This window comes from Cobetia sp. UIB-001 (assembly GCF_044789135.1).
GTDB lineage: Bacteria > Pseudomonadota > Gammaproteobacteria > Pseudomonadales > Halomonadaceae > Cobetia > Cobetia amphilecti.
This window is the reverse complement of sequence record NZ_CP058244.1, coordinates 1,088,014-1,109,112: the sequence shown is the minus strand read 5'-3', so window position 1 is coordinate 1,109,112 and position 21,099 is coordinate 1,088,014. Positions and strand designations below refer to the sequence as shown.

The window sequence follows — 21,099 nt, the reverse complement described above, 5'->3', positions numbered from 1 at the left end:
GGCATGCCTGACGGGGGCTTTCTAGTTTCGCTGATAGGCCTTGGCTAATCCTTCACGCCAAGGCGCTAATCGGCAGAGCCAGCCGGATCAACCGGTGTTGCGCAGACCGGCGGAGATACCAGCCATGGTCACCATCAGCGCGCGTGACAGCTCGGCGGAGATGGCGCCATCGGCGTCGCGGTTACGCTGCAGCAGCTCGGCCTGCAGACCATGCAGCGGGTCGATGTAAGGGTTTCGCACATCGATGGCCTGACGGATCAACGGCATATGCTCAAGCAGTGCCTGTTGATCGCGGATCTCCAGCACCACCTTCTCCAGACGCTCGAGACGATCTCGCAGCGATTGCCCCAGCGCCTTCAGGGCCGGCTCATCGACCAGACGCTGCTCGTAGTAGGCCGCCGTCGAAAGATCAGCCTTGGAGAGCAGCATCTCCAGCATGTCGACGTAGGTGGAGAAGAACGGCCAGTCGTTCATCATCTCGCGTAGCACTTCCAGGCCGCCCTCTTCCTGCATGCGCGTGGCGAAGGCCTCGCCACTGCCGAGCCAGGCGGGCAGCATCAGACGAATCTGGGTCCAGGCGAAGATCCACGGGATCGCGCGCAGCGTCTCGACGCCACCATCCTGACGACGCTTGGCGGGGCGGGAGCCCAGCGGCAGGCGTGCCAGTGCGGTTTCCGGTGTTACCGAGCGGAAGTACGGCACGAAGTTCGGGTCTTCACGCACCACGCCGACATAGGCCTTGTGCGCGATACCGGCCAGGCGGTCCATCTCGTCTCGCCATTGCTGCCTGGGCGCCGGCGGCGGCAGCATGCTGGCTTCCAGCACCGCGCAGACATAGATCTCCATCGAGCGGCTGGCGATGTCCGGCAGACCGAACTTGAAGCGAATCATCTCGCCCTGCTCGGTGACGCGCAGCGAGCCGGTCACCGAGCCCGGCGGCTGGGAGAGGATCGCCGCATGCGCCGGGCCGCCGCCACGACCGACCGTACCACCACGGCCGTGGAACAGGGTCAGTTCGACGCCGTGGCGCTTGGTGACTTCCACCAGCGTTTCCTGAGCGCGGTACTGTGCCCAGGCAGCCGCCAGCTGGCCAGCGTCCTTGGCGGAGTCGGAGTAACCGATCATCACTTCCTGACGATCACCGGCCTGCTCGCGATAGATCGGCATGCCCAGCAGCGTGTCGATGACGGGGCCTGAGCGGTCCAGATCATCCAGCGTCTCGAACAGCGGCGCGATCGGCAGGCGCACATCACCGCCGATCTCCTTCATCAACAGTGCCACCGCCAGCACATCGGAGGCCTGACCGGCCATCGAGATGATGTAGGTGCCCAATGCCTCGCGATGCTCGCGCGCGATGACCTTGAAGGTATCCAGCACCTCGCGCGTGTCGGTGGAGCATTCCCAATGGCGCGGGATCAGCGGGCGACGGCCAGCCAACTCCTTGGTGAGGAAGTCACAGCGCTGCTGCTCGTCCCACTCGAAATAGCTGCCCAGCCCCAGCGTCTGGCTCAGTTCATCGAAGACCTGCGCGTGACGCGTGCTTTCCTGGCGGATATCGAGCTTGGTCAGGGTGACACCGAAACAGGCCACGCGACGCAGGGTGTCGAGCAGTGCGCCGTTGGCGATGGTGTCCAGCCCCACATCGCACAGCGAGCGGTAGCAAGCCAGCAGCGGCGTATACAGCTGCTCGCGGGTCTCGATGATATCGACACCTTCGTGGCGCTTGCCGTCCAGGCCCGCCTTGGCCCAGTCACGCGTGCTTTCCATGCGCAGGATCAGGCGGCGCAGGATCTCGCGATAGGGTTCGGCCACATCGCCGGCCTCGGCACGCAGGGCGGCCGTGCACTTCCACATCGACAGCTCCGACTTGAGCTGTTCGAGGTCGCGAAGGTAGAGATCCGCCGCCATCCAGCGTCCCAGCAGCAACACGGTCCGCGTCACGCTGGCGGTGACATTGGGGTTGCCGTCGCGGTCACCGCCCATCCAGGAGGCGAAGCAGATCGGCGCGGCGTCCAGCGGCAGACGCTCGCCGGCGGCTTCCAGCGTCATCTCGTCAAGCTGACGGTGGAAGTCCGGTACCGCTTGCCACAGTGAGTTCTCGATGGTGGCAAAGCCCCACTTGGCCTCATCCACCGGCGTCGGACGCTCGTGGCGAATCTCGTCGGTGTGCCAGGCCTGGCTGATCAGCTCGGTCAGGCGTGCACGCGCGAGGGTCGCCTGTTCCGGGCGATCACAGGCGCCTTCCATCTGGGTCAGACAGCCCTCGATGGCATCGTATTTCTGGATCAGGGTGCGGCGGATGACTTCCGTCGGGTGCGCCGTCAATACCAGCTCGACACGCATTGCCGAGAGCTCCTCGACGATCTTCTGCGCGCTGAAACCACGCTCGCGAATGCGCGTGATCAGCTCGCCGAGGTCCGGCTGGCTGCCGGGACGATAATCCTCGACGCGCTTGAAGCGGCCACGGTAGTGCTGCTCGGCGATGTTGGAAAGATTCAGAAACTGGTTGAACGCCCGGGTGACCGGCAGCAGATCACCATCCGGCAGATCACGCAGATAGTCGATCAGCTCATGACGGGCGGCCTGATCGCCCTGCTGGCCCTGTTTGGCCAGGGCGCGGATGCGCTCGATGCGTGCGACGAAGTCATCGCCGAGGTCGGCCGCGATGGTCTGGCCGAGGTTGTCACCGAGAATACGCACGTTATCGCGCAACGATTCATGCAAGTCGTGACTCATGAAACCCTCCTTGGGAGTGACGGTGCTGCCGCGGTCATCTTCCCCTGTCACCAGGGGCACACAGTCAGATAGCTGACAACAGATTCCCTCATTGCGCAAAGACACCTGATGACAACCGGCTGAGGGAAGACACCGGTCTGGCGCTGGTGAAGACACTGGCGCGAAACGGAAAGACCCGCGGCGCAGCAGACCGGAAAGCAGGACAAGACTCGCGTCCTGATCGCTTCCCCTCAGCATACGACCGCGGGCCTCGGCTCCACAATCCGACTATCGCGTAAACTTACTACATTTTTCCAAATGCCCTTTACCAAATACGCTGCGACGACGCTCCCTCACCGAACCAGCGGCGTCACCGGACGCGCTGCTGACGTCGCACCCTCGCCCTGTCGCGCCTGCTCAGCCGCACGCTCCCGGCGCTTGGCCTCATCCCAATGCGCATCCATCTCGGCAAGCGACGCCTCATCCAGCGTGCGCCCTTGCCCGGCGATCGCGGCTTCCACATGGCGGAAGCGTGATTCGAAGCGCGCATTGGTGGCGCGCAGCATCTGCTCCGGGTCCGCCTTGAGGGTGCGCGCGAGATTGACCACCGCGAACAGCAGGTCACCGACTTCCTCGCGCGCATGGGCCGTATCGCCCTCGGCCAGAGCTTCCTCGACTTCGCCGAGCTCCTCACGAATCTTGGCCAGCACGCCTCTCGTGTCGGGCCAGTCAAAGCCCGAACGCGCGGCCTTCTTCGAGAGCTTGGCCGCCCGCGTCAGCGCCGGCAGGCCAAGTGGCACGCCATCCAGCACGCTGTCGCCGGCAGTCTGGCTGGCAGGCGCGTCAGCGGTCTCCTGCTGCTTGAGCGACTCCCACTGGGCGTTGAGCGAGCCTTCGTCGACCTCATGAGTGGCGATGCCCTCACGGCGCGACGCGAGGGTGCCATCCGGGAAGACATGCGGATGGCGGTGCAGCATCTTCTCGGTCAGCACATGGATCACGTCGTGGAAATCGAAGCGTTGCTGCTCACTGGCGATCTGGGCGTAGAAGACACCCTGAAACAGCAGGTCTCCCAGTTCCGCCGGCAGCTCCTCGAGCACGCTGGCATCGGCCGCGGCGCGCTCGATGACATCGGCGACCTCATAGGCCTCCTCCAGGGTGTGCGGCACCAGACTCGCGTAATCCTGGCGGCTGTCCCAGGGGCAGCCGTACTGCGGGTCACGCAGCACGGCCATCAGGGTCAGCAGGTCATCGAGGGTGTAGCGCGTATCGGCTTGCCTGCCTGCATCGACATCGACGCTGGCATCGAATCGGCGACTCATGCCTTGTCGCCCCCGACCCGCAGGCGCTTGACGTCGATGATGTTGGGCAGCTGCTGGATGCGGGCGAACACGCGCCCCAGCACATCGAGATTCTCGACTTCCAGCGTGATCTTGAGCGTGGCGATGTTGTCGAGCTGATCGGTGCGCGTGTTCACCGACAGCACATTGACCTTGTCGCCGCTCAGCACGTTGGTGACATCGCGCAGCAGACCGGAGCGGTCCCAGGCCTGGATCTCGATATCGACCGGATACTGATTGCGCGAGCGCTGGCCCCAGTCGACATCGACGATGCGACGCGGCTCGTCCGAGCGCAGCTGGATCAGGTTCGGGCAGTCCTGACGGTGCACGGTCACGCCGCGCCCCTGGGTGATGAAACCGGCGATCTGATCGCCCGGCACCGGGTGACAGCAGTTGGCCATGGTGGTCTTCAGATTGCCGACCCCCAGCACCATGACGGCGTCGGGCTTTTCCTTGCCCTGCGGCTTGCGCTGGCGCAGCAGACGCTCGAGCTGCTCCTGATCATCGGTATCGCCGAACAGCTGCTGGGCCTGGTGCAGCACCTGGCCGACGCGCAGATCGCCCGCGCCGATGGCGGCGTACATATCATCACGCGTCGGGTAATTGACGGCGTTGGCCAGCTTGTCGCGGTCGAGATTCTCCAGCGCCAGCCGCGAGAATTCCTTCTCGAGCAGCGCCTTGCCCTCATCGACGTTCTGGTCACGTGCCTGCAGCTTGAACCAGGTCTGGATCTTGGCGCGGGCCCGAGAGGTGCGTACATAGCCCAGATTCGGGTTGAGCCAGTCGCGGCTCGGGCCGCCCTTGGTGGCGGTCAGGATCTCGACCTGCTGGCCGGTCTTGAGCTTGTAGGTCAGCGGCACGATGCGCCCGTCGACCTTGGCACCCCGGCAGCGATGGCCGACCTCGGTGTGCACGCGGTAGGCGAAGTCGATCGGCGTGGCGATCTTGGGCAGGTCGATGACATGCCCCTCCGGCGTGAAGACGTAGATGCGGTCAGGCGCGACGTCGGAGCTCAGCCCCTGACGGATCGCTTCCTGGCCGCCGTTCTCGCCGACTTCATCCTGCCATTCGAGCACCTGACGCAACCAGGCGATCTTGTCCTCGTAGCTGCGACTCTTGTGACCGACATCGTGGCCCTTGTAACGCCAGTGGGCACACACGCCCAGCTCCGCCTCCTCGTGCATGTCGAAGGTGCGGATCTGGATCTCGATGACCTTGTTGCTCGGCCCCACCACCGCAGTGTGCAGCGACTGGTAGCCATTCTTCTTGGGGTTGGCGATGTAGTCATCAAACTCATGCGGCACGTGGTGCCAGCGCGAGTGGACGATCCCCAGCGCCGTGTAGCAATCGCTGACGGTGCCGACCAGAATCCGTACCGCGCGCACGTCATACACCTGGGAGAAGGCGATGCGCTTGATCTTCATCTTCCGCCAGATGGAGTAGATGTGCTTGGCGCGGCCCGCGACATCGAAGTGCTTGATGCCCTGCTCGCTCATCAGAGTGCGCATCTCGACCAGCAGGTCGGCGATGTAGTGCTCACGCTCCAGACGCTTCTCGGACAGCTGCTTGGCGATGGTCTTGTATTCATCCTCCTCGCGGTAGCGGAAGGACAGGTCCTCCAGCTCCCACTTGAGCTGACCGATGCCCAGGCGGTGCGCCAGCGGCCCGTAGATATCGAAGACTTCGCTGGCCACGCGCATGCGCTTCTCGCGCGGGGCATCCTTGACGTGACGCAGGGCGACGGTACGTTCGGCGATCTTGATCAGCGCGATGCGCACGTCATCGATCATCGACACCAGCATCTTGCGCAGGTTGTCCTGCTGGTCATGCTGCGCCATGCCATGACTCGGCGCCTGCAGCTGACTGATGGCGGCCATGTTGAGCACGCCTTCGATCAGGCGGGCCACTTCCTTGCCGAAATGCTTCTCGATGGCCTCAAGCCCCAGATGCCCTTCACGCACCGCGCGATAGAGCACGGCCGCGACCAGCGCCGGTTGGTCAAGCTTGAGTTCCGACAGGATGTCGGCCATCTCGAGACTGAAACGGAAACTGCGCAGCGGCTCGCGCCACGGCTTGTCACCGCGGGCGTCCGCCTCGCGCGCCACCTTGAGCGCCACTTCACAGGCCTGCACCATGACCTCGGCATTCACCGACGGGACTTCCTCGCGCAGTCGCGCGACCCACACCGGGATGTCCACACCACCGCTATCGGTCAGCGGCTGATCTTCGCGCACCTTGACCATGACCCTATGTCCTTGAATATCTTGCCATCTTGATGACAGTGCCCGAGGGCACCGCCTCAGTCTTCCGCCCGCTCCAGCAGCAACATCGATTCCAGATGTGCCGTGTGAACGAACATGTCCGCCATCAGGGCACGCGTGACGCGATAACCGGCGTCCTGCAACAGCCGTGCATCACGCATCAACGTGGTCGGGTCACAGGCGATGTACAGCACACGCTGCGGCACTCGGCTGACCCTCCCAGCATGCAGATCACGTGCCAGCTCCTCGCAGAGAGGCTGAGCGCCATCACGCGGCGGGTCTAGTACCAGAAGGTCGATACCCTCGAGTGACGGCAGGGCCTTGCTCAGGTCCGCTCGACGTGCACTCACCTGCGCCAGTCCGTTGGCTTCGGCGTTGACCATCAGCTGATCGACCATGCCCTGACTGCCCTCGATGCCCGTCACCTCACTGGCGCCGGCCGCGGCAGCCGCCAGGGTCAGATTGCCGACACCGGCGTAGAGGTCCATCACCTTGAGTCCACTGACGTCGCCCAGCCATTCGAAGGCGGTGTCGATCAGGCGCTGATTGAGCGCCGCATTGACCTGCACGAAGTCGCCCGGCGAGAAGGCAAAACGCAGCGTCGTTGCGCCGATATTCAGCGAATACGCGGCGTTCGGCGTGCCCGACAGCCATTCCAGCACCACCGGATCACGCCCGACCCGCCAGCCGACCACCAGGCCGTGCTGCTCGGCGAAGGCCTGCCAGCGCTGCGCATCACGCGGCACCGCCTTGAGCTGGCGCACTACCACGATGACCTGCCCTTCGGCAGCGGTCAGCTCCAGATGGCCCAGACGCTTGGGCGCCTCGAGGCTTTCGATCAGCTCACGCAGCGGCGCGAGCAGGCGGTCCAGCTCCGGCACCAGCACGCTGCAGGTGGTGATATCGACCAGCTGGTTGCTGCCGCGCCCCCGGAAGCCGAACTGCAACTCACCGGCATCGGTCACGCGTACGCCGATACGCGCGCGACGGCGATAACGGCTTTCATCTTCGCCCAGCGGCTGAATCTCGGGCAGCGTCACGCCATTGCGTGTCGCATGTTCGCCCAGCACCTGCACCTTATGGGTGCGTTGGGCATCCAGCGCCATATGCTGCAGATCACAGCCGCCACAGCTGCCGAAATAGGCACAGGGCGGCGTCACGCGACTGTCAGCCGCGTTGTCACGTGCACGCACATGCGCCTCATTGAAGCGCTTGTGCGTGCGGTGGATGGCCAGCGTCACGCGCTCGCCGGGCAGGGCCTGATCGATGAACTGGGTCTTGCCGCTCTCGTCATGGGCGATGCCGCGCCCATCATGGGCCAGGCGGTCGACCGTCAGCCACTGGCTGTCGGCGTCGCTGGCATTGCGGGTGCCACGACTGGCCACTTCCTTCTCGCGACGGGTCGGCTTGCGCGCCGGTCGCTTCTGTCCGAGCAGCGCCATCAGGAACGCTCCCCTGCGACGGCTTCATTGTGGGGCGTGTCCTGCTGAGTCATGTCGTCGTCCTGGGTATAGAGGCCTGTCGAGAGATAGCGGTCTCCCCGATCACAGACGATGAACACGATGACCGCATTCTCGACCTGCTCGGCGAGCTTGAGCGCGCCCGCCAGCGCACCGCCGGAGGAGACACCGGCCAGAATGCCTTCTTCGCGCGCCAGACGGCGCATGCAGACTTCGGCTTCGTGCTGGCCGATATCCAGCGTGCGGTCGATGCGTGAGGCATCGAAGATCCGCGGCAGATATTCAGCAGGCCAGCGGCGGATACCCGCGATGCTGGCGCCTTCGGCAGGTTGCAGACCGACGATCTCGATGGCCGGATTCTGCTCCTTCAGATAGCGCGAGGTGCCCATGATGGTGCCGGTGGTGCCCATCGAGGACACGAAGTGCGTGATGCGTCCGTGGGTCTGCTGCCAGAGCTCCGGCCCGGTGGTGCGGTAATGCGACAGCGGATTGTCCTGATTGGCGAACTGATCCAGCGCCTTGCCCTCGCCACGCGCGATCATCGCCTCGGCCAGGTCCCGCGCGTGCTCCATGCCATCGGCTTCGATCAGCGTGGCCCCGTAGGCACCCATCGCCTGCTTGCGCTCGCTGGAGGCACTGGCCGGCATCACCAGCACCATGCGGTAGCCCTTGATGGCTGCCGTCATGGCCAGCGCGATGCCGGTATTGCCGGAGGTCGCTTCGATCAGGGTATCGCCGGGAGAGATCTCGCCGCGCGCTTCCGCCTCCTGGAACATGGAAAGCGCCGGACGATCCTTGACCGAACCGGCGGGGTTGTGACCCTCCAGCTTGGCCAGCAGCACATTGTTGCGGCCCGCGGTGATGCGCGTCAGGCGCACCAGCGGCGTGTTGCCGACGACATCTGCAAGACTGGGATAATCGGACGCGCCAGGGATGGCGTCACCGGGGGTTTCGCTGAGATGAGACATGAGAGGCAGACTCCAGAGACGCCGCGCCCGGACAGCCGAATGACAGCGGTCAGGCGCTGGCATCGGGACCAAGGACGAACGGGGGGCCGCGTCGGGGTGTAGATGATGCGCGCAGTATATCGCTCCCGCCCAGCCCTGTCAGGGCGCTCGCCATCGCTTCGCTCAAGAGCGCGAGGTATGCTTGCCGCTGATGCTCGTTCGCCCTTTGACGATGGATTGCCATGCTGCTTCGTACCCGATTCCAGCTTGCCCTCTTGCTGCTGCCCCTCGCCACCAGCCTGATGTTCAGCCTGTATGCGGTGGACCGCGAGATCAGCGGTGAGCGCCTGGCCATGATGGAGCGCCTGCAGGCCAGCATGCAGGCCATCATGCCGGGCATGGCCAACGCCGCCCTCGCCGCTGACGACCAGCGCCTGCACGAGCAGGCCCAGATGCTGATCGACCAGCGCGACGTGCGCGCCCTGACGCTGCGCACCGCCAACGGCGGCGCCCTGTTGCACCTCGGCCCCAGCCAGCGCCCGGAAACCAGCACGCTGGTCGAGAGTCAGGCCTACCCCTCGGACCCGGACTCACTGGTGATGGTGATGCCGGTCATCGACCCGTGGCGCGAGACGCAGCGCGGCGAGCAGATGTCATGGCTGGTGCTGGAGGCCTCCGACACCCGCCTTGTGCTGCATCGCTACCAGCTGCTGGTCGGCTACGGGCTGGCCAATCTGGTCTTCGGTCTGGCGCTGCTGCTGCTGGCTTTCCATGGCTCGCGCCGCATGCTGCAGCCGCTGCATGAGCTGGGCGAGGCCCTCACCTGCCTGGCGCGCGGCGAGACACACCGCCAGCTGCCGGTGGCAGGCAATGACGACCTCAGCGAGCTGGCCGAGAACTACAACCGCAGCGTCGAGCAGCTCAAGCGCGCCCGCGAGGACATGCAGGACCAGATCGAACAGACCACCCAGGACCTGCACGAGTCGATGGAAACCGTCGAGATCAAGAACATCGAGCTCGACATGGCGCGCCGCAAGGCGCTGGAAGCCAACCGCATCAAGTCGGAATTCCTGGCCAACATGAGCCATGAGATCCGCACGCCGCTCAACGGCATCATCGGCTTCAGCAACCTGCTGGGGCGCAGCGATCTGGACAACCGCCAGCGCGACTGGCTGGGCCACATGCAGAATGCCTCCTCGAGCCTGATGTCACTGATCAACGACATTCTCGACTTCTCCAAGATCGAAGCCGGCAAGCTCGAGCTCGAGAAGGTGCAGATGGACATCGAGCCGCTGATCGAGGAAGTGCTCGCCATGCATGCCCCGGAGGCCCATCGCAAGCATCTGCATCTGCTCGGGCTTGTCTATGACGACGTGCCGCAGCGCTTCGAGGGCGACCCGCTGCGTATCAAGCAGGTGGTGACGAATCTGGTCGCCAATGCCGTCAAGTTCACCGAGCGCGGCGAAGTCATCGTGCGCGTGATGGTGGATGATCTGTCCGGCAGCAACACCCGCCTCAAGATCGCGGTGGCAGACACCGGCATCGGCATGGACAGCGCCCAGCGCAATCGTCTGTTCCAGGCCTTCTCGCAGGGAGACCCGTCACGGGCCCGTCAGTTCGGCGGCACCGGCCTGGGGCTGATGATCTCCAAGCGACTGGTCGAGCAGATGGGCGGCGAGATCCAGGTCGACAGCCTGCCCGGCCACGGCTCCACCTTCCTGTTCAGCGTGCCGGTGGCGGTGAGCAGCATCGAGGAGCGCCCGCGCGAAGTCGTGTTCGATCATCAACGCATCTGCCTGATCGAGCCGCACTCGGCCACCCGTCGCGCCCTGAGTTACCTGCTGACCCGCTGGTCACTGACGCTGGTCGGCATCGAAGAGCAGCCGGACCTGGTGGTGGTCGCGCTGGAGAGCCGCGACCTCAAGCGGCTGGATGAATGGGGCGCGCGCCTCAAGCATCTGCCGTGTCGCGTGCTGGGCCTGCTGAACGCGCCCCTGCCCGCTGATGCCGAGAACCTGCAGCAGTACGGCATCGACGAAGTGGTCAGCAAGCCGGTCACACGCCTGCAGATGCGTCACAAGCTGGCCAATCTGCTGCATTCACCTCACCGCGACCCGACTCAGGCACCGCGCAGCGCCTCCTTCACCTCGTTCGAGCCGGCCACACGCGAGCAGGACGCAAGCACGGCGCTGGCCGCCAAGCCGATCGCCACGCCTGATGCGAGCGCCAAGCCAGCCAGCACGCCTGCCGCGAGCACCACGCCTGCCAAGACGCCACCGGCCGGCCCGCGGCCTGAGCTCACCGCCCAGCCTGCGAGTCAGGAAACGCCTGCGCAGCCTCGCAAGTGCGTGATGGTGGTCGACGACAACCCCTCCAACCGCCTGTTGGCCGAGGAGCTGTTGACCGACATGGGGCTGGACACCCTGGCCGCCCAGAGTGGCGAAGAGGCGCTGGCCTTGGCTCAGGAGCAGGTCGTGGATGCCGTCCTGATGGATATCCAGATGCCGGGCATGAACGGGCTGGAAGCCACCAAGGCGCTGCGTCATCAACATCGCGAGGGCAACCGCCACCTGCCGGTGATCGCCCTCACCGCCCATGCACTGGCGCATGAACGGCGAGAGCTGCTGGCGGAAGGCATGGATGATTACCTGATCAAGCCCATCGACGAGGGCCTGCTGGCCAACCTGCTCAGCCGTCATCTGGGCATTTCGCTGGACCCGCCACCGCAGGCCGCGCGGTCATCCAGCCAATCGCGCAGCCCTGCCCGCAGCCAATCGCGAAGCCCAGAACGCAACCAAGCGCGCAGCCCTGCTCGCAGTCAGGCGACGTCTGCCTTGCCGCCGGGAGTGAAAGACGCTGCCAGCCAGGCCGAGTCCTCGTCGCCGGCAGCGCCACTGCCCCGCTCTGCCGCGAAGAGTCAGCTCAGTCTGGAGCAGGACGCCGACCTGCCGGTGGTCGACATGGCGCTGGGCGTGGAGATGGCCGGTGGCCGCGAGGCCCTGGCTCTGGAGATGCTGGGGCTGCTGATCGAGAGCCTGCCGGAGAGCGAGGCCAGGATCCGCCGCGCCTGGCAGGCGCGTGACAACGAGGCGATGCTCGATGGCGTGCATTATCTCAACGGCGCCTGCCGCTACTGTGGCGTGCCGCGTCTGGCACTGCTGGTGGAGGCACTGGAGACCCGCATCCGCGTCAGCGGCTTGTCGCAGCTGGAAGAGGATGTCGATGCCCTGTTCGCGGCCATCGACAGCCTGATCCAGTGGTCGCACAGCGATGAGGCCAAGGCCCTGCTCGCCGCGCCGCTTGAGCCGGCTAGCCCCGACGGTGAGACGGCTGAGGCGCCTGAGACGCCGACAGCATCCTCTGTCGAGACCTCTTCATCGGCCGCCACCGCGCCCTCGGACGCACCCGCTGAGCCCTCCGACACAGGCTCGCCACAGACGAGCAAGCCACAGACGAGCGAGCCACAGTCCAAAAACCAGCCCTGAAAGACCAGCCCTTCACAAACGACAACGCCACCCGCTGCCGCAAGGCAGGGGTGGCGTTGTCGTTTCGAGCGCCGTGTTCAGAGACGCGATCCAGCGCCAGACCGAATAGGGCTAACGCTCCAGCACCACGAAGGCGATGGCCTGATCACGCTCATCACTGATCGACAGGTGCAGATGGCGGATACCCGCCCGCGCGGTCAGGGCTTCCGCCTCGTCAGACAGCTTGAGCGAGGGCTTGCCCAGGGCGTCGTTGACCACCTGAATCTGGGTGAAGCGCATGCCCTGACGCAGGCCGGTGCCCAGCGCCTTGACGAAGGCTTCCTTGGCCGCGAAACGCTTGGCCAGAAAGGCCGCCGGCTGAGGGTGATCGGCAAAGCGCGCCAACTCCTCTTCCCCCAGCAGTCGGCGCGCAAAGCGCTCGCCGTGGCGCGCCATGCCTGCCTCGAAGCGCTCGATACGCGCGATGTCCGTGCCTATGCCGACGATCATCCGCAGCAGCCTGAGCCCTGCACATGCTCATGGTCATCACCGTGTTCGTGGTCATGGTCATGATCGTGCGCATCCAGCGCGGCCATCAGGCCCGCTTCCTGGCCTGCGATGCACAGACGCTTCATCTCGATGACGGCCTCCTTCAGGCCGACGAACATGGCGCGCGCGATGATCGCGTGACCGATGTTCAGCTCGTTGAGCCCGGAGATACCCGCGATCGCCTCGACGTTGTGATAGTTGAGGCCGTGACCGGCATTGACCACCAGCCCCAGCTCGTTGGCCAGCTCCGCGGCGGCCGCGATGCGCTCGAACTCGACACGCGCCGTCTCGCCCGTGGCATCGGCATAGGCACCGGTATGCAGCTCGATGACCGGCGCACCGGCCTCGAAGGCGGCACGGATCTGCTCCGGCTCTGGGTCGATGAACAGCGAGACTTCACAGCCCGCCGCTGCCAGACGCTCGCAGGCGGCAGTGATACGCGCCAGATCACCGGCGACATCCAGTCCGCCTTCAGTGGTCAGCTCTTCGCGCTTTTCCGGCACCAGACACACGTTGGCCGGCTGGACTTCCTCGGCCAGCGCCAGCATCTCTTCACTGACGGCCATCTCGAGGTTCATGCGCGTGTTGAGCACCTCGGCCAGAATGCGCACGTCGCGCTCCTGGATGTGGCGACGGTCTTCACGCAGGTGCACGGTGATACCGTCGGCACCCGCCTCTTCCGCGACCAGCGCGGCCTGGACCGGGTCCGGATAGCGGGTACCACGCGCCTGACGCAGTGTGGCGATGTGGTCGATGTTGACCCCGAGCAGGATGCGCAGCGGATGCATGATCAGCTCCTAACGATGAACAAGAGAGAACAGGCATGGCGACGAGGGCCATGCCGAAGACAGGTCGCGCAATACTATCATGCGTCACGCCGCAGCCGGACAGTGTCGCCACGCCTGACGGCGTCAGTCGGACTGGCGACTCTGACGCCGCCTGGCCGTCAGCTGCATCATCAACTCGCGCGAACGCAGCGGACGGTCCCCTAGCAGCGGCGCCAGCGCACGCCGCGCCAGCCACAAGCTCTCGCGGGCAAGCCCTGCATGCCCCCAGTCTTCGCTGGCCAGCAACTTCAGGGCCCGCCCTTCGATGCCCGCCGCGCCTGGCGGCTGCGCCTGAAAGCGTCGCTCACTGACCACATAGTCATAGCGCACGTCCGGCATCAGCGGGCTGTCATCCAGAGCGCGAAATTGCGGCAGTTGCTCCAGCGCTTCCAGCAGGCTGTATTCGAGCCGCCTGAGCGCGGGGGCGCGTCTGGCGGGCAGTGCCACCTCATCCAATGTCAGCGAGTAGAGCGCGAACAGCTCCGGCACCGGCATTTCCACCGGCAGCGTGCGGGTCAAAAGCTCATTGGCGTAGAACCCGCACAGCAGTCCCTCGCCCGCCAGCAGACTGGCGCTGCCGCCAGTCTCCATCAGGTTGAGAGTCTTGAGATCGCTCTCGCCTCGCCAGGTGACATGCAGGGGCGTGAACGGCTGCAGTCGTGCACGCCCCTTGCTGCCCGGGCGCTGAACGCCACGCGCCACCGCGCGCACCCGTCCGTGTTCGAGGGTCAGCAATTCGATGATGGCACTGGTTTCACGGTAAGGCTTGCGATGCAGCAGGAAGGCCGGTTGCGGCGTCATCAGGCAGGCTCACGTCAGACGGTGGCTTGGCAAAAAAAGCTGGCAGAAGGACTGGCAGAGGGGCTGGCAAGAAACGAGACCGCCTGGGCAAGGCCAGGCGGTGCGCGGCAGAGGCCGCGAGAACATCGGATCAGCGACGGGCGGCACACGGCAGTCGCGACCCATTGGGATCGCCACCGTCCTGCACCGCTCGCGCGGCGTCGTCAGTCCTTGTCGTGGGTGTAACCCAGACTCTTCAGGGCACGCTCGTCATCCGACCAGCCACGCTTGACCTTGACCCACAGGTTCAGCATGACCTTGGCGTCGAAGGCACGCTCCATCTCGAGACGCGCTTCACGGCCGATGTTCTTGATGCGCTCACCGTTCTCGCCGATCAGGATCTTCTTCTGCCCCTGACGCTCGACCATCATCAACGCGCTGATGTGCAGGGTGCCGCGCTGATCGGTCTTGAATTCCTCGATCTCGACGGTCATCTGGTAGGGCAGTTCGTCGCCCAGCTGACGCATCACCTTCTCGCGCACCAGCTCGGAGGCCAGGAAGCGAGAGCTCTTGTTGGTGATCTGGTCGTCCGCGAACATGTGCTCGCCCTGCGGCAGACGCTTCATCACGTTCTCGAGCAGCAGATCGATGTTGGTGCCGTTCTTGGCCGACATCGGAATGATGGCCGCGAAGTCACGACGCTCCTGCAGGCTCTGCAGCCAGGGCGCGAGGGTGGTCTTGTCCTTGAGCCAATCGATCTTGTTGACCACCAGAATCACCGGCGCCTTCACGTGGGCCAGCTTCTCGAGCACGATCTGGTCTTCTTCCATCCAGCGGGTGCGGTCGACGATGAAGACGACGGCATCGACATCACGCAGCGCCTGGGTGGCGGCCTGGTTCATGAAGCGGTTGATCGCCTTGTTGCGATCGCGCTGCATGATGTGGATCCCCGGGGTATCGACGAAGACGCACTGGGTGCCCTCTTCGGTGTGGATACCCATCACCTGGTGACGCGTGGTCTGCGGACGACGCGAGGTGATCGAGACCTTCTGGCCCAGGATGTGGTTCATCAGCGTCGACTTGCCGACATTCGGGCGACCGACGATGGCGACGAAGCCACAGCGGGTGTCCGGCAGCGGCTGATCGCTGACACCGGCGGCGGCCAGCATGCCCTCGAGGGCATCCGGCGTGCCGACGCCGTTATCAGTGGAGTGATCAGGGGCGTCGCCGCTCGGGGTGACGTTGTCTTCTGGGGTATGGCTCATGAGCGGCCTCCGCGGGCAGGTTCGAGCAGTTGCAGCGCGAACTCGGCCGCCTGCTGTTCAGCATGACGACGGCTGGAGCCGACGCCTGTGGTCTTGGTGTCGATCATCTCGACGTGGCAATCGACGCTGAAGGTCTGCGAATGCGCTTCGCCTTCGACGCTGGTCACCTCATAACGCGGCAGTGCCGCCTGACGCGATTGCAGGAATTCCTGCAGACGCGTCTTGGGGTCTTTCTGGGTGTCCTGAAGATTCAGCGCTTCAAGACGGGTGGCGTACCAGCGCAGCACGTGTTCACGCGCCACCTGCATACCGGCGTCCAGATAGATGGCGCCGATCACGGCTTCCACGGCATCGGCCAGAATGGACTCGCGACGGTGACCGCCGCTTTTCATCTCGCCGGAGCCCAGACGCAGGTTCTCGCCGAGATTGAATTCACGCGCCAGCTCCGCGAGGGTCTGGCCCTTGACCAGGCGCGCACGCAGGCGTGACAGCTGGCCTTCACGGGCCTGGGGGAAGCGCAGGAACAGCGCTTCGGCGATCACGAAGTTGACGATGGAATCGCCAAGAAATTCGAGACGCTCATTGTTCTGGCCACCATAGCTTCGATGGGTCAGAGCCAGTTCCAGCAGGCTCGCATCCTCGAAGGTGTGGCCGATACGCTTTACAAAGGCATTCAGCGGGCTACTCACAGGTCTCCCTACTCTCTTTTTGTCGCTGACGCCCGCGGGCGTCCTGTCGAATGGTGCATCAGTCATGCTGGCTGATGCCTGTCGTCTTCGACATGTCTCGCGATGCCCGAAGCCTACGCGGCTTGAGGAGTTGCCGATTGCCACCATCCCAATCCGATATTCGTCAGCCGCGCTGCCCGCAAGCTTGTGGCCACGGGTCCGACATGATGAACAGCAGGTTGACATGGCAGGCACGACGCATCGTCCCATGTCGAAAATCCGCACTGATAAGGCCGGCGGGCCAATGTGGCCCTGCCAGACACGACCGGGCCGCCTCTCGGCGGCCCGGTCAATGCACTGATCAATGAATCAGGCGTACCGAGGAAAAGTCCGGGAACCCTTCTTTCCAGTGCATCCATACCGCCACCGCCTTGCCGACGATGTTCTCTTCCGGCACGAAGCCCCAGTAGCGGCTGTCGTTGGAGTGATCACGGTTGTCACCCATCACGAAGTACATGCCTTCCGGCACCCGGATCTCGCGCATCTGCGGGCCGGGGTCCTGAGGGTTATTGTAGATTTGATGGGCGTGTTTCCCCAGTGTCTCATCCAGCAGGTCTTCACCGGATTGTTCACTGGAGTTGCGCGCATTCAATGTCTTGTCGATGGCCTCACCATTCACGTAGAGCTGCTTGCCTTCGTAGCGAATGGTATCGCCCGGCAGGCCGACGACGCGCTTGATGAAGTTGGTGGACGGATCCTCCGGGAAACGGAACACCATCACATCGCCACGCTCCGGCTCGCCGACTTCCAGCACCTTGGTGTCGACCACCGGCAGGCGCAGGCCATAGTCATACTTGTTGACCAGGATGAAGTCGCCGATCTTGAGCGTCGGCAACATCGAGCCGGACGGAATCTGGAACGGCTCGAACGCGAAGGAACGCACCACCAGCACCAGCAGCAGTACCGGGAAGAAGGACTTGGCATAGTCCACCGGCCACGGGTCGCGCGCCAGCTTCTCACGCGTGCCAGCGTCCAGTTCTCCTTCGACGGAGGCCTCGGCCTTGGCCACACGCGCCTTGCGCGCACTGCGCAGGGCAACCAGGTCTATCAACCACACCACGCCGGCTACCGCTACGGCAATCACCAATACTAGCGAGAAATCCATCGTTGTCCCTGTCTGCCCTGGGTCTTGGTGGCAAGCCGCCAGTCGGCGGCCTGCCTCAGTCGTTCATCTTGAGCACGGCAAGGAAGGCGTCCTGGGGAATTTCCACCCGGCCGACCTGCTTCATGCGCTTCTTGCCCGCTTTCTGCTTCTCGAGCAGTTTCTTCTTGCGGCTGACGTCGCCGCCGTAACATTTGGCGGTCACGTTCTTGCGCAGCGCCTTGACGGTGGAGCGTGCCACGACCTGGCCACCGACGGCAGCCTGGATCGCCACATCGAACATCTGACGCGGAATCAGCTCTTTCATCTTCTCGACCAGCAGACGGCCGCGGCCATGTGCGTGATCACGGTGGATGATCGCCGCCAGTGCATCGACGCGATCGCCGTTGATCAGCACGTCCAGACGCACCAGCTTGGCCGCCTCGAAGCGCTCGAAGCTGTAATCCAGTGACGCATAGCCCTTGGAGATGGACTTGAGGCGATCGAAGAAGTCCATCACCACTTCCGCCATCGGCAGTTCATAGATCAGCTGGATCTGGCTACCCAGGAACTGCATGTCGAGCTGAACGCCACGACGATTGACGCACTCGGTGATGACGTTGCCGACGTATTCCTGCGGCACGAGGATGGTAGCGCGGCAGATCGGCTCGCGCAGCTCATCGACGTTGGCCATGTCCGGAAGCTTGGACGGGTTGGACACCGGCAGCACATCGCCGTTGTCCATCAGCACCTCATAGATCACCGTCGGCGCGGTGGTCAGCAGATCGAGATTGTACTCACGCTCCAGACGCTCCTGGATGATCTCCATGTGCAGGGTGCCGAGGAAGCCGACACGGAAACCGAAGCCCAGCGCGTCGGAGTTCTCCGGCTCGTAGTCCAGCGAGGCATCATTGAGCGCCAGCTTCTGCAGCGCGTCACGGAAGTCCTCGTAGTCATCGGAGCTGATCGGGAACATGCCGGCATAGACCTGCGGCTTGACCTTCTGGAAGCCAGGCAGACGCTCGACCTTGTCGGCGGTCTTGGTGTGCACGATGGTGTCACCCACCGGCGCGCCCATGATGTCCTTGATACCGGCGACGATGAAGCCGACCTCACCGGCGCGCAGCACGCCGGTTTCCTTGCGCTTGGGCGTGAAGATACCGATCGCGCCGGTTTCCCAGTCACGGCCGGTGGACTTCAGACGGATCTTCTCGCCCTTCTTCAGGGTACCGTCGAAGATACGCACCAGCGAGACGACGCCGAGGTAGTTGTCGAACCAGGAATCGATGATCAGCGCCTGCAGCGGTGCCTCCGGATCGCCCTTGGGCGGCGGAATGTCACGCACCAGACGCTCGAGCAGCGCTTCCATGCCCATGCCGGACTTGGCCGACACCTGACAGGCATCCGTCGCGTCCAGGCCGATGATCTCCTCGATCTCCTGGGAGACCTTTTCCGGGTCCGCCTGCGGCAGATCCATCTTGTTGAGGACCGGCAGCACCTCGAGGCCCTGCTCGATGGCGGTGTAGCAGTTGGCCACCGACTGGGCTTCGACGCCCTGGCCGGCATCGACCACCAGCAGCGCCCCTTCACAGGCATACAGCGAGCGCGAGACTTCATAGGAGAAGTCGACGTGCCCCGGCGTATCGATGAAGTTCAGCTGATAGGTATTGCCATCGTCAGCGTGGTAGTCGAGGGTCACCGACTGCGCCTTGATGGTGATGCCGCGCTCACGCTCGATGTCCATCGAGTCAAGCACCTGCTCCTTGAGCTCACGGTCGCTCAAGCCTTCGCACAGCTGGATGATGCGGTCAGCCAGCGTGGACTTGCCGTGGTCAATGTGGGCGATGATTGAGAAGTTGCGGATATGCTTCAAGGACGGCGGCGTTACGCGTTCGGTCATGGATCACTGCTCTGTATTTGTGCCCGTCTCCGTGAAATCACACGGCCAACACGGGAGACGACGGAAATCGAATTGCACGCATTGTACAGTCCGACCACAAGCGATGATAGAAGGCGTTGCCTTTTGCGCCCCTCCGGCCCTGTCACAACCCGCCTGAACTCGGGTGAACCGCAGGGCCGCCCGGTAGCAGACGGGGCGCACAGTCGCCCGTGCGCCCCGTCTGCTACCGGAGTGACCGCCGTCCTGCTGGTGGCGGTCACTCTCTGTTGCCTGCGCGCTCGTCGCCCAAGTTCTTGACGCTTGCGTCAGGCGCTGGCGGGATCACTTGTCGTTGTCGGCACGCATGCGCAGTGCGATGTACAGCGGGCGACCATTGCGCACCAGGCGCAGCGAGACCGGACGGTTGGTCGGCAGCTTGGCGACCACATCGCGCAGCGCCTGCACGCTGGTCAACGGCTGCTGATTGAGTTCGACCAGCACATCGCCAGCGCTGATGCCTGCCTCGGCAGCCACGCCCTGCGGGTCGACTTCCATCACGCGCACCCCGTGATCGAGGTTGAGCTCGTTCAAGCTGGCCTTGTCGAGCTCTGCCACCGCGACACCCAGCCCCTGCTTGTCGTCACTGGCCTTGGTGGCATGCGCCTGCTCACTGCCCGGCCAATGGCCGACCTTGGCGGCCAGCGTCTGGCTCTTGCCATCGCGCAGGATGGAGAGCTTGAGCGAATCGCCCGGCGAGCTGGCGCCGACCATGCGCGGCAGGTACGCCGAGCTCTCGACCGCCTTGCCATCCACGGCGGTGATGATGTCGCCACTCTTGAGGCCAGCGGCGGCGGCAGGGCCGTCCGGGTCAAGATCGGCGATCAGCGCACCGCGTGCACGGTCCAGCCCGAAGGATTCGGCCAGGTCCTTGGAGACCGGCTGAATGACGACGCCCAGCCAGCCGCGATCCACGCGCCCATCGGTCTTGAGCTTGTCGGCGACATCCATCGCCACATTGATCGGAATCGCGAAGCTCACGCCCATGAAGCCGCCGGAGCGGGTATAGATCTGGGAGTTGATGCCCACCACATCGCCATCGAGATCGAACAGCGGCCCACCGGAGTTGCCCGGATTGATCGCCACATCGGTCTGGATGAACGGCACATAGGCGTCCGACGGCAGAGTACGATCGATGGCGCTGACGATACCGGCGGTGACGGAATGATCGAAGCCGAACGGTGAGCCGATCGCGGCCACCCATTCGCCGACTTCCAGCGCATCACTGTCGCCCATCGGCAAGGTCGGCAGGTCTTCCGCCTTGACCTTGAGCAGCGCGATATCGGTCTTCTTGTCCTCACCGACCACCTGCGCCTTGAGTTCGCGACGGTCGTTGAGGCGCACCATCACCTCATCGGCACCGTCGATGACGTGGGCATTGGTCATGATGTAGCCATCATCGGAGATGATGAAGCCAGACCCGAGACTGGAGCGCTTCTCGACGCCCCCACGGCCCGGGCCAGGCAGCTGATCACCGAAGAAGCGCTTGAAGAATTCGGGCATCTCTTCGCCATTGGGCCCACGGAACACCGGCCCCGAGCTGCGCTGGATCTCGGTGGTGGTCGCGATATTGACCACCGCGGGTGCCGAGTCCTTGACCAGCTGGGTGAAGTCGGGCAATTCACGAGCCTGAACCAGCTGGGAGCCCATCAGGGCAGCCATGGCCAAGGCAGGTACCATCAGGCGGGAAAGGGATTTCATCAGTGCGGCTCCTGGTACGTCCTGTCATCACTTGTTATCAGGCGT

Annotated in this window: 14 protein-coding genes; 1 reads left to right on the top strand and 13 read right to left on the bottom strand. The window is 64.4% G+C overall.

Features of this window, described 5'->3' with window-relative positions; genetic code table 11:
* Positions 1 to 87: 87 nt before the first annotated feature.
* The 5 genes from ppc to cysM form a co-directional block, all read right to left on the bottom strand.
* A complete protein-coding gene (gene ppc / locus HA399_RS04700) occupies positions 88 to 2,736 on the bottom strand; it encodes a phosphoenolpyruvate carboxylase (RefSeq protein WP_404326225.1) in 2,649 nt (882 codons plus the stop codon).
* Positions 2,737 to 3,068: 332 nt separating this feature from the next.
* Complete coding sequence (gene mazG, locus HA399_RS04695) at positions 3,069 to 4,037, bottom strand: nucleoside triphosphate pyrophosphohydrolase (protein ID WP_404326224.1); 969 nt, start codon at positions 4,035 to 4,037, stop codon at positions 3,069 to 3,071.
* Complete coding sequence (relA, locus tag HA399_RS04690) at positions 4,034 to 6,298, bottom strand: GTP diphosphokinase (protein ID WP_404326222.1); 2,265 nt, start codon at positions 6,296 to 6,298, stop codon at positions 4,034 to 4,036. The genes mazG and relA overlap by 4 nt, the downstream gene beginning before the upstream one ends.
* A gap of 56 nt (positions 6,299 to 6,354) precedes the next feature.
* Positions 6,355 to 7,758, bottom strand: coding sequence for an RsmD family RNA methyltransferase (locus tag HA399_RS04685; protein ID WP_404326221.1), 1,404 nt, complete (start codon positions 7,756 to 7,758; stop codon positions 6,355 to 6,357).
* The gene (gene cysM, locus HA399_RS04680; protein ID WP_131431465.1) at positions 7,758 to 8,744 is read right to left on the bottom strand and encodes a cysteine synthase CysM; all 987 of its coding nucleotides are present in this window, start codon (positions 8,742 to 8,744) and stop codon (positions 7,758 to 7,760) included. Before cysM ends, HA399_RS04685 begins: the two co-directional genes overlap by 1 nt.
* A gap of 221 nt (positions 8,745 to 8,965) precedes the next feature.
* On the opposite strand from cysM, the gene HA399_RS04675 reads away from it, so the two are divergent.
* Positions 8,966 to 12,208, top strand: a complete 3,243-nt coding sequence (locus tag HA399_RS04675; RefSeq protein ID WP_404326219.1) for a response regulator — start codon at positions 8,966 to 8,968, stop codon at positions 12,206 to 12,208.
* Between the two features lie 111 nt (positions 12,209 to 12,319).
* Here the strand turns inward: HA399_RS04675 and acpS are convergent, their stop codons facing one another.
* The 8 genes from acpS to HA399_RS04635 form a co-directional block, all read right to left on the bottom strand.
* Positions 12,320 to 12,697 (bottom strand): holo-ACP synthase, encoded by a 378-nt coding sequence (acpS, locus tag HA399_RS04670; protein ID WP_043331863.1) that lies wholly within the window; start codon positions 12,695 to 12,697, stop codon positions 12,320 to 12,322.
* On the bottom strand, positions 12,694 to 13,524 hold the full coding sequence (gene pdxJ, locus HA399_RS04665) for a pyridoxine 5'-phosphate synthase (protein ID WP_054554985.1): 831 nt from the start codon (positions 13,522 to 13,524) through the stop codon (positions 12,694 to 12,696). The genes acpS and pdxJ overlap by 4 nt, the downstream gene beginning before the upstream one ends.
* A 123-nt stretch (positions 13,525 to 13,647) precedes the next feature.
* Positions 13,648 to 14,364, bottom strand: coding sequence for a DNA repair protein RecO (gene recO, locus HA399_RS04660; protein WP_404326217.1), 717 nt, complete (start codon positions 14,362 to 14,364; stop codon positions 13,648 to 13,650).
* 203 nt (positions 14,365 to 14,567) lie between these two features.
* Positions 14,568 to 15,512, bottom strand: coding sequence for a GTPase Era (era, locus tag HA399_RS04655; protein ID WP_052384345.1), 945 nt, complete (start codon positions 15,510 to 15,512; stop codon positions 14,568 to 14,570).
* 92 nt (positions 15,513 to 15,604) lie between these two features.
* On the bottom strand, positions 15,605 to 16,297 hold the full coding sequence (gene rnc, locus HA399_RS04650; RefSeq protein WP_043331866.1) for a ribonuclease III: 693 nt from the start codon (positions 16,295 to 16,297) through the stop codon (positions 15,605 to 15,607).
* Between the two features lie 340 nt (positions 16,298 to 16,637).
* The gene (lepB, locus tag HA399_RS04645) at positions 16,638 to 17,441 is read right to left on the bottom strand and encodes a signal peptidase I (RefSeq protein WP_054554987.1); all 804 of its coding nucleotides are present in this window, start codon (positions 17,439 to 17,441) and stop codon (positions 16,638 to 16,640) included.
* A gap of 55 nt (positions 17,442 to 17,496) precedes the next feature.
* Entirely contained in the window at positions 17,497 to 19,317 is a 1,821-nt protein-coding gene (gene lepA, locus HA399_RS04640) for a translation elongation factor 4 (protein WP_043331869.1), read from the bottom strand.
* 321 nt (positions 19,318 to 19,638) lie between these two features.
* Positions 19,639 to 21,054, bottom strand: a complete 1,416-nt coding sequence (locus HA399_RS04635; protein ID WP_404326215.1) for a DegQ family serine endoprotease — start codon at positions 21,052 to 21,054, stop codon at positions 19,639 to 19,641.
* Positions 21,055 to 21,099 lie beyond the last annotated feature (45 nt).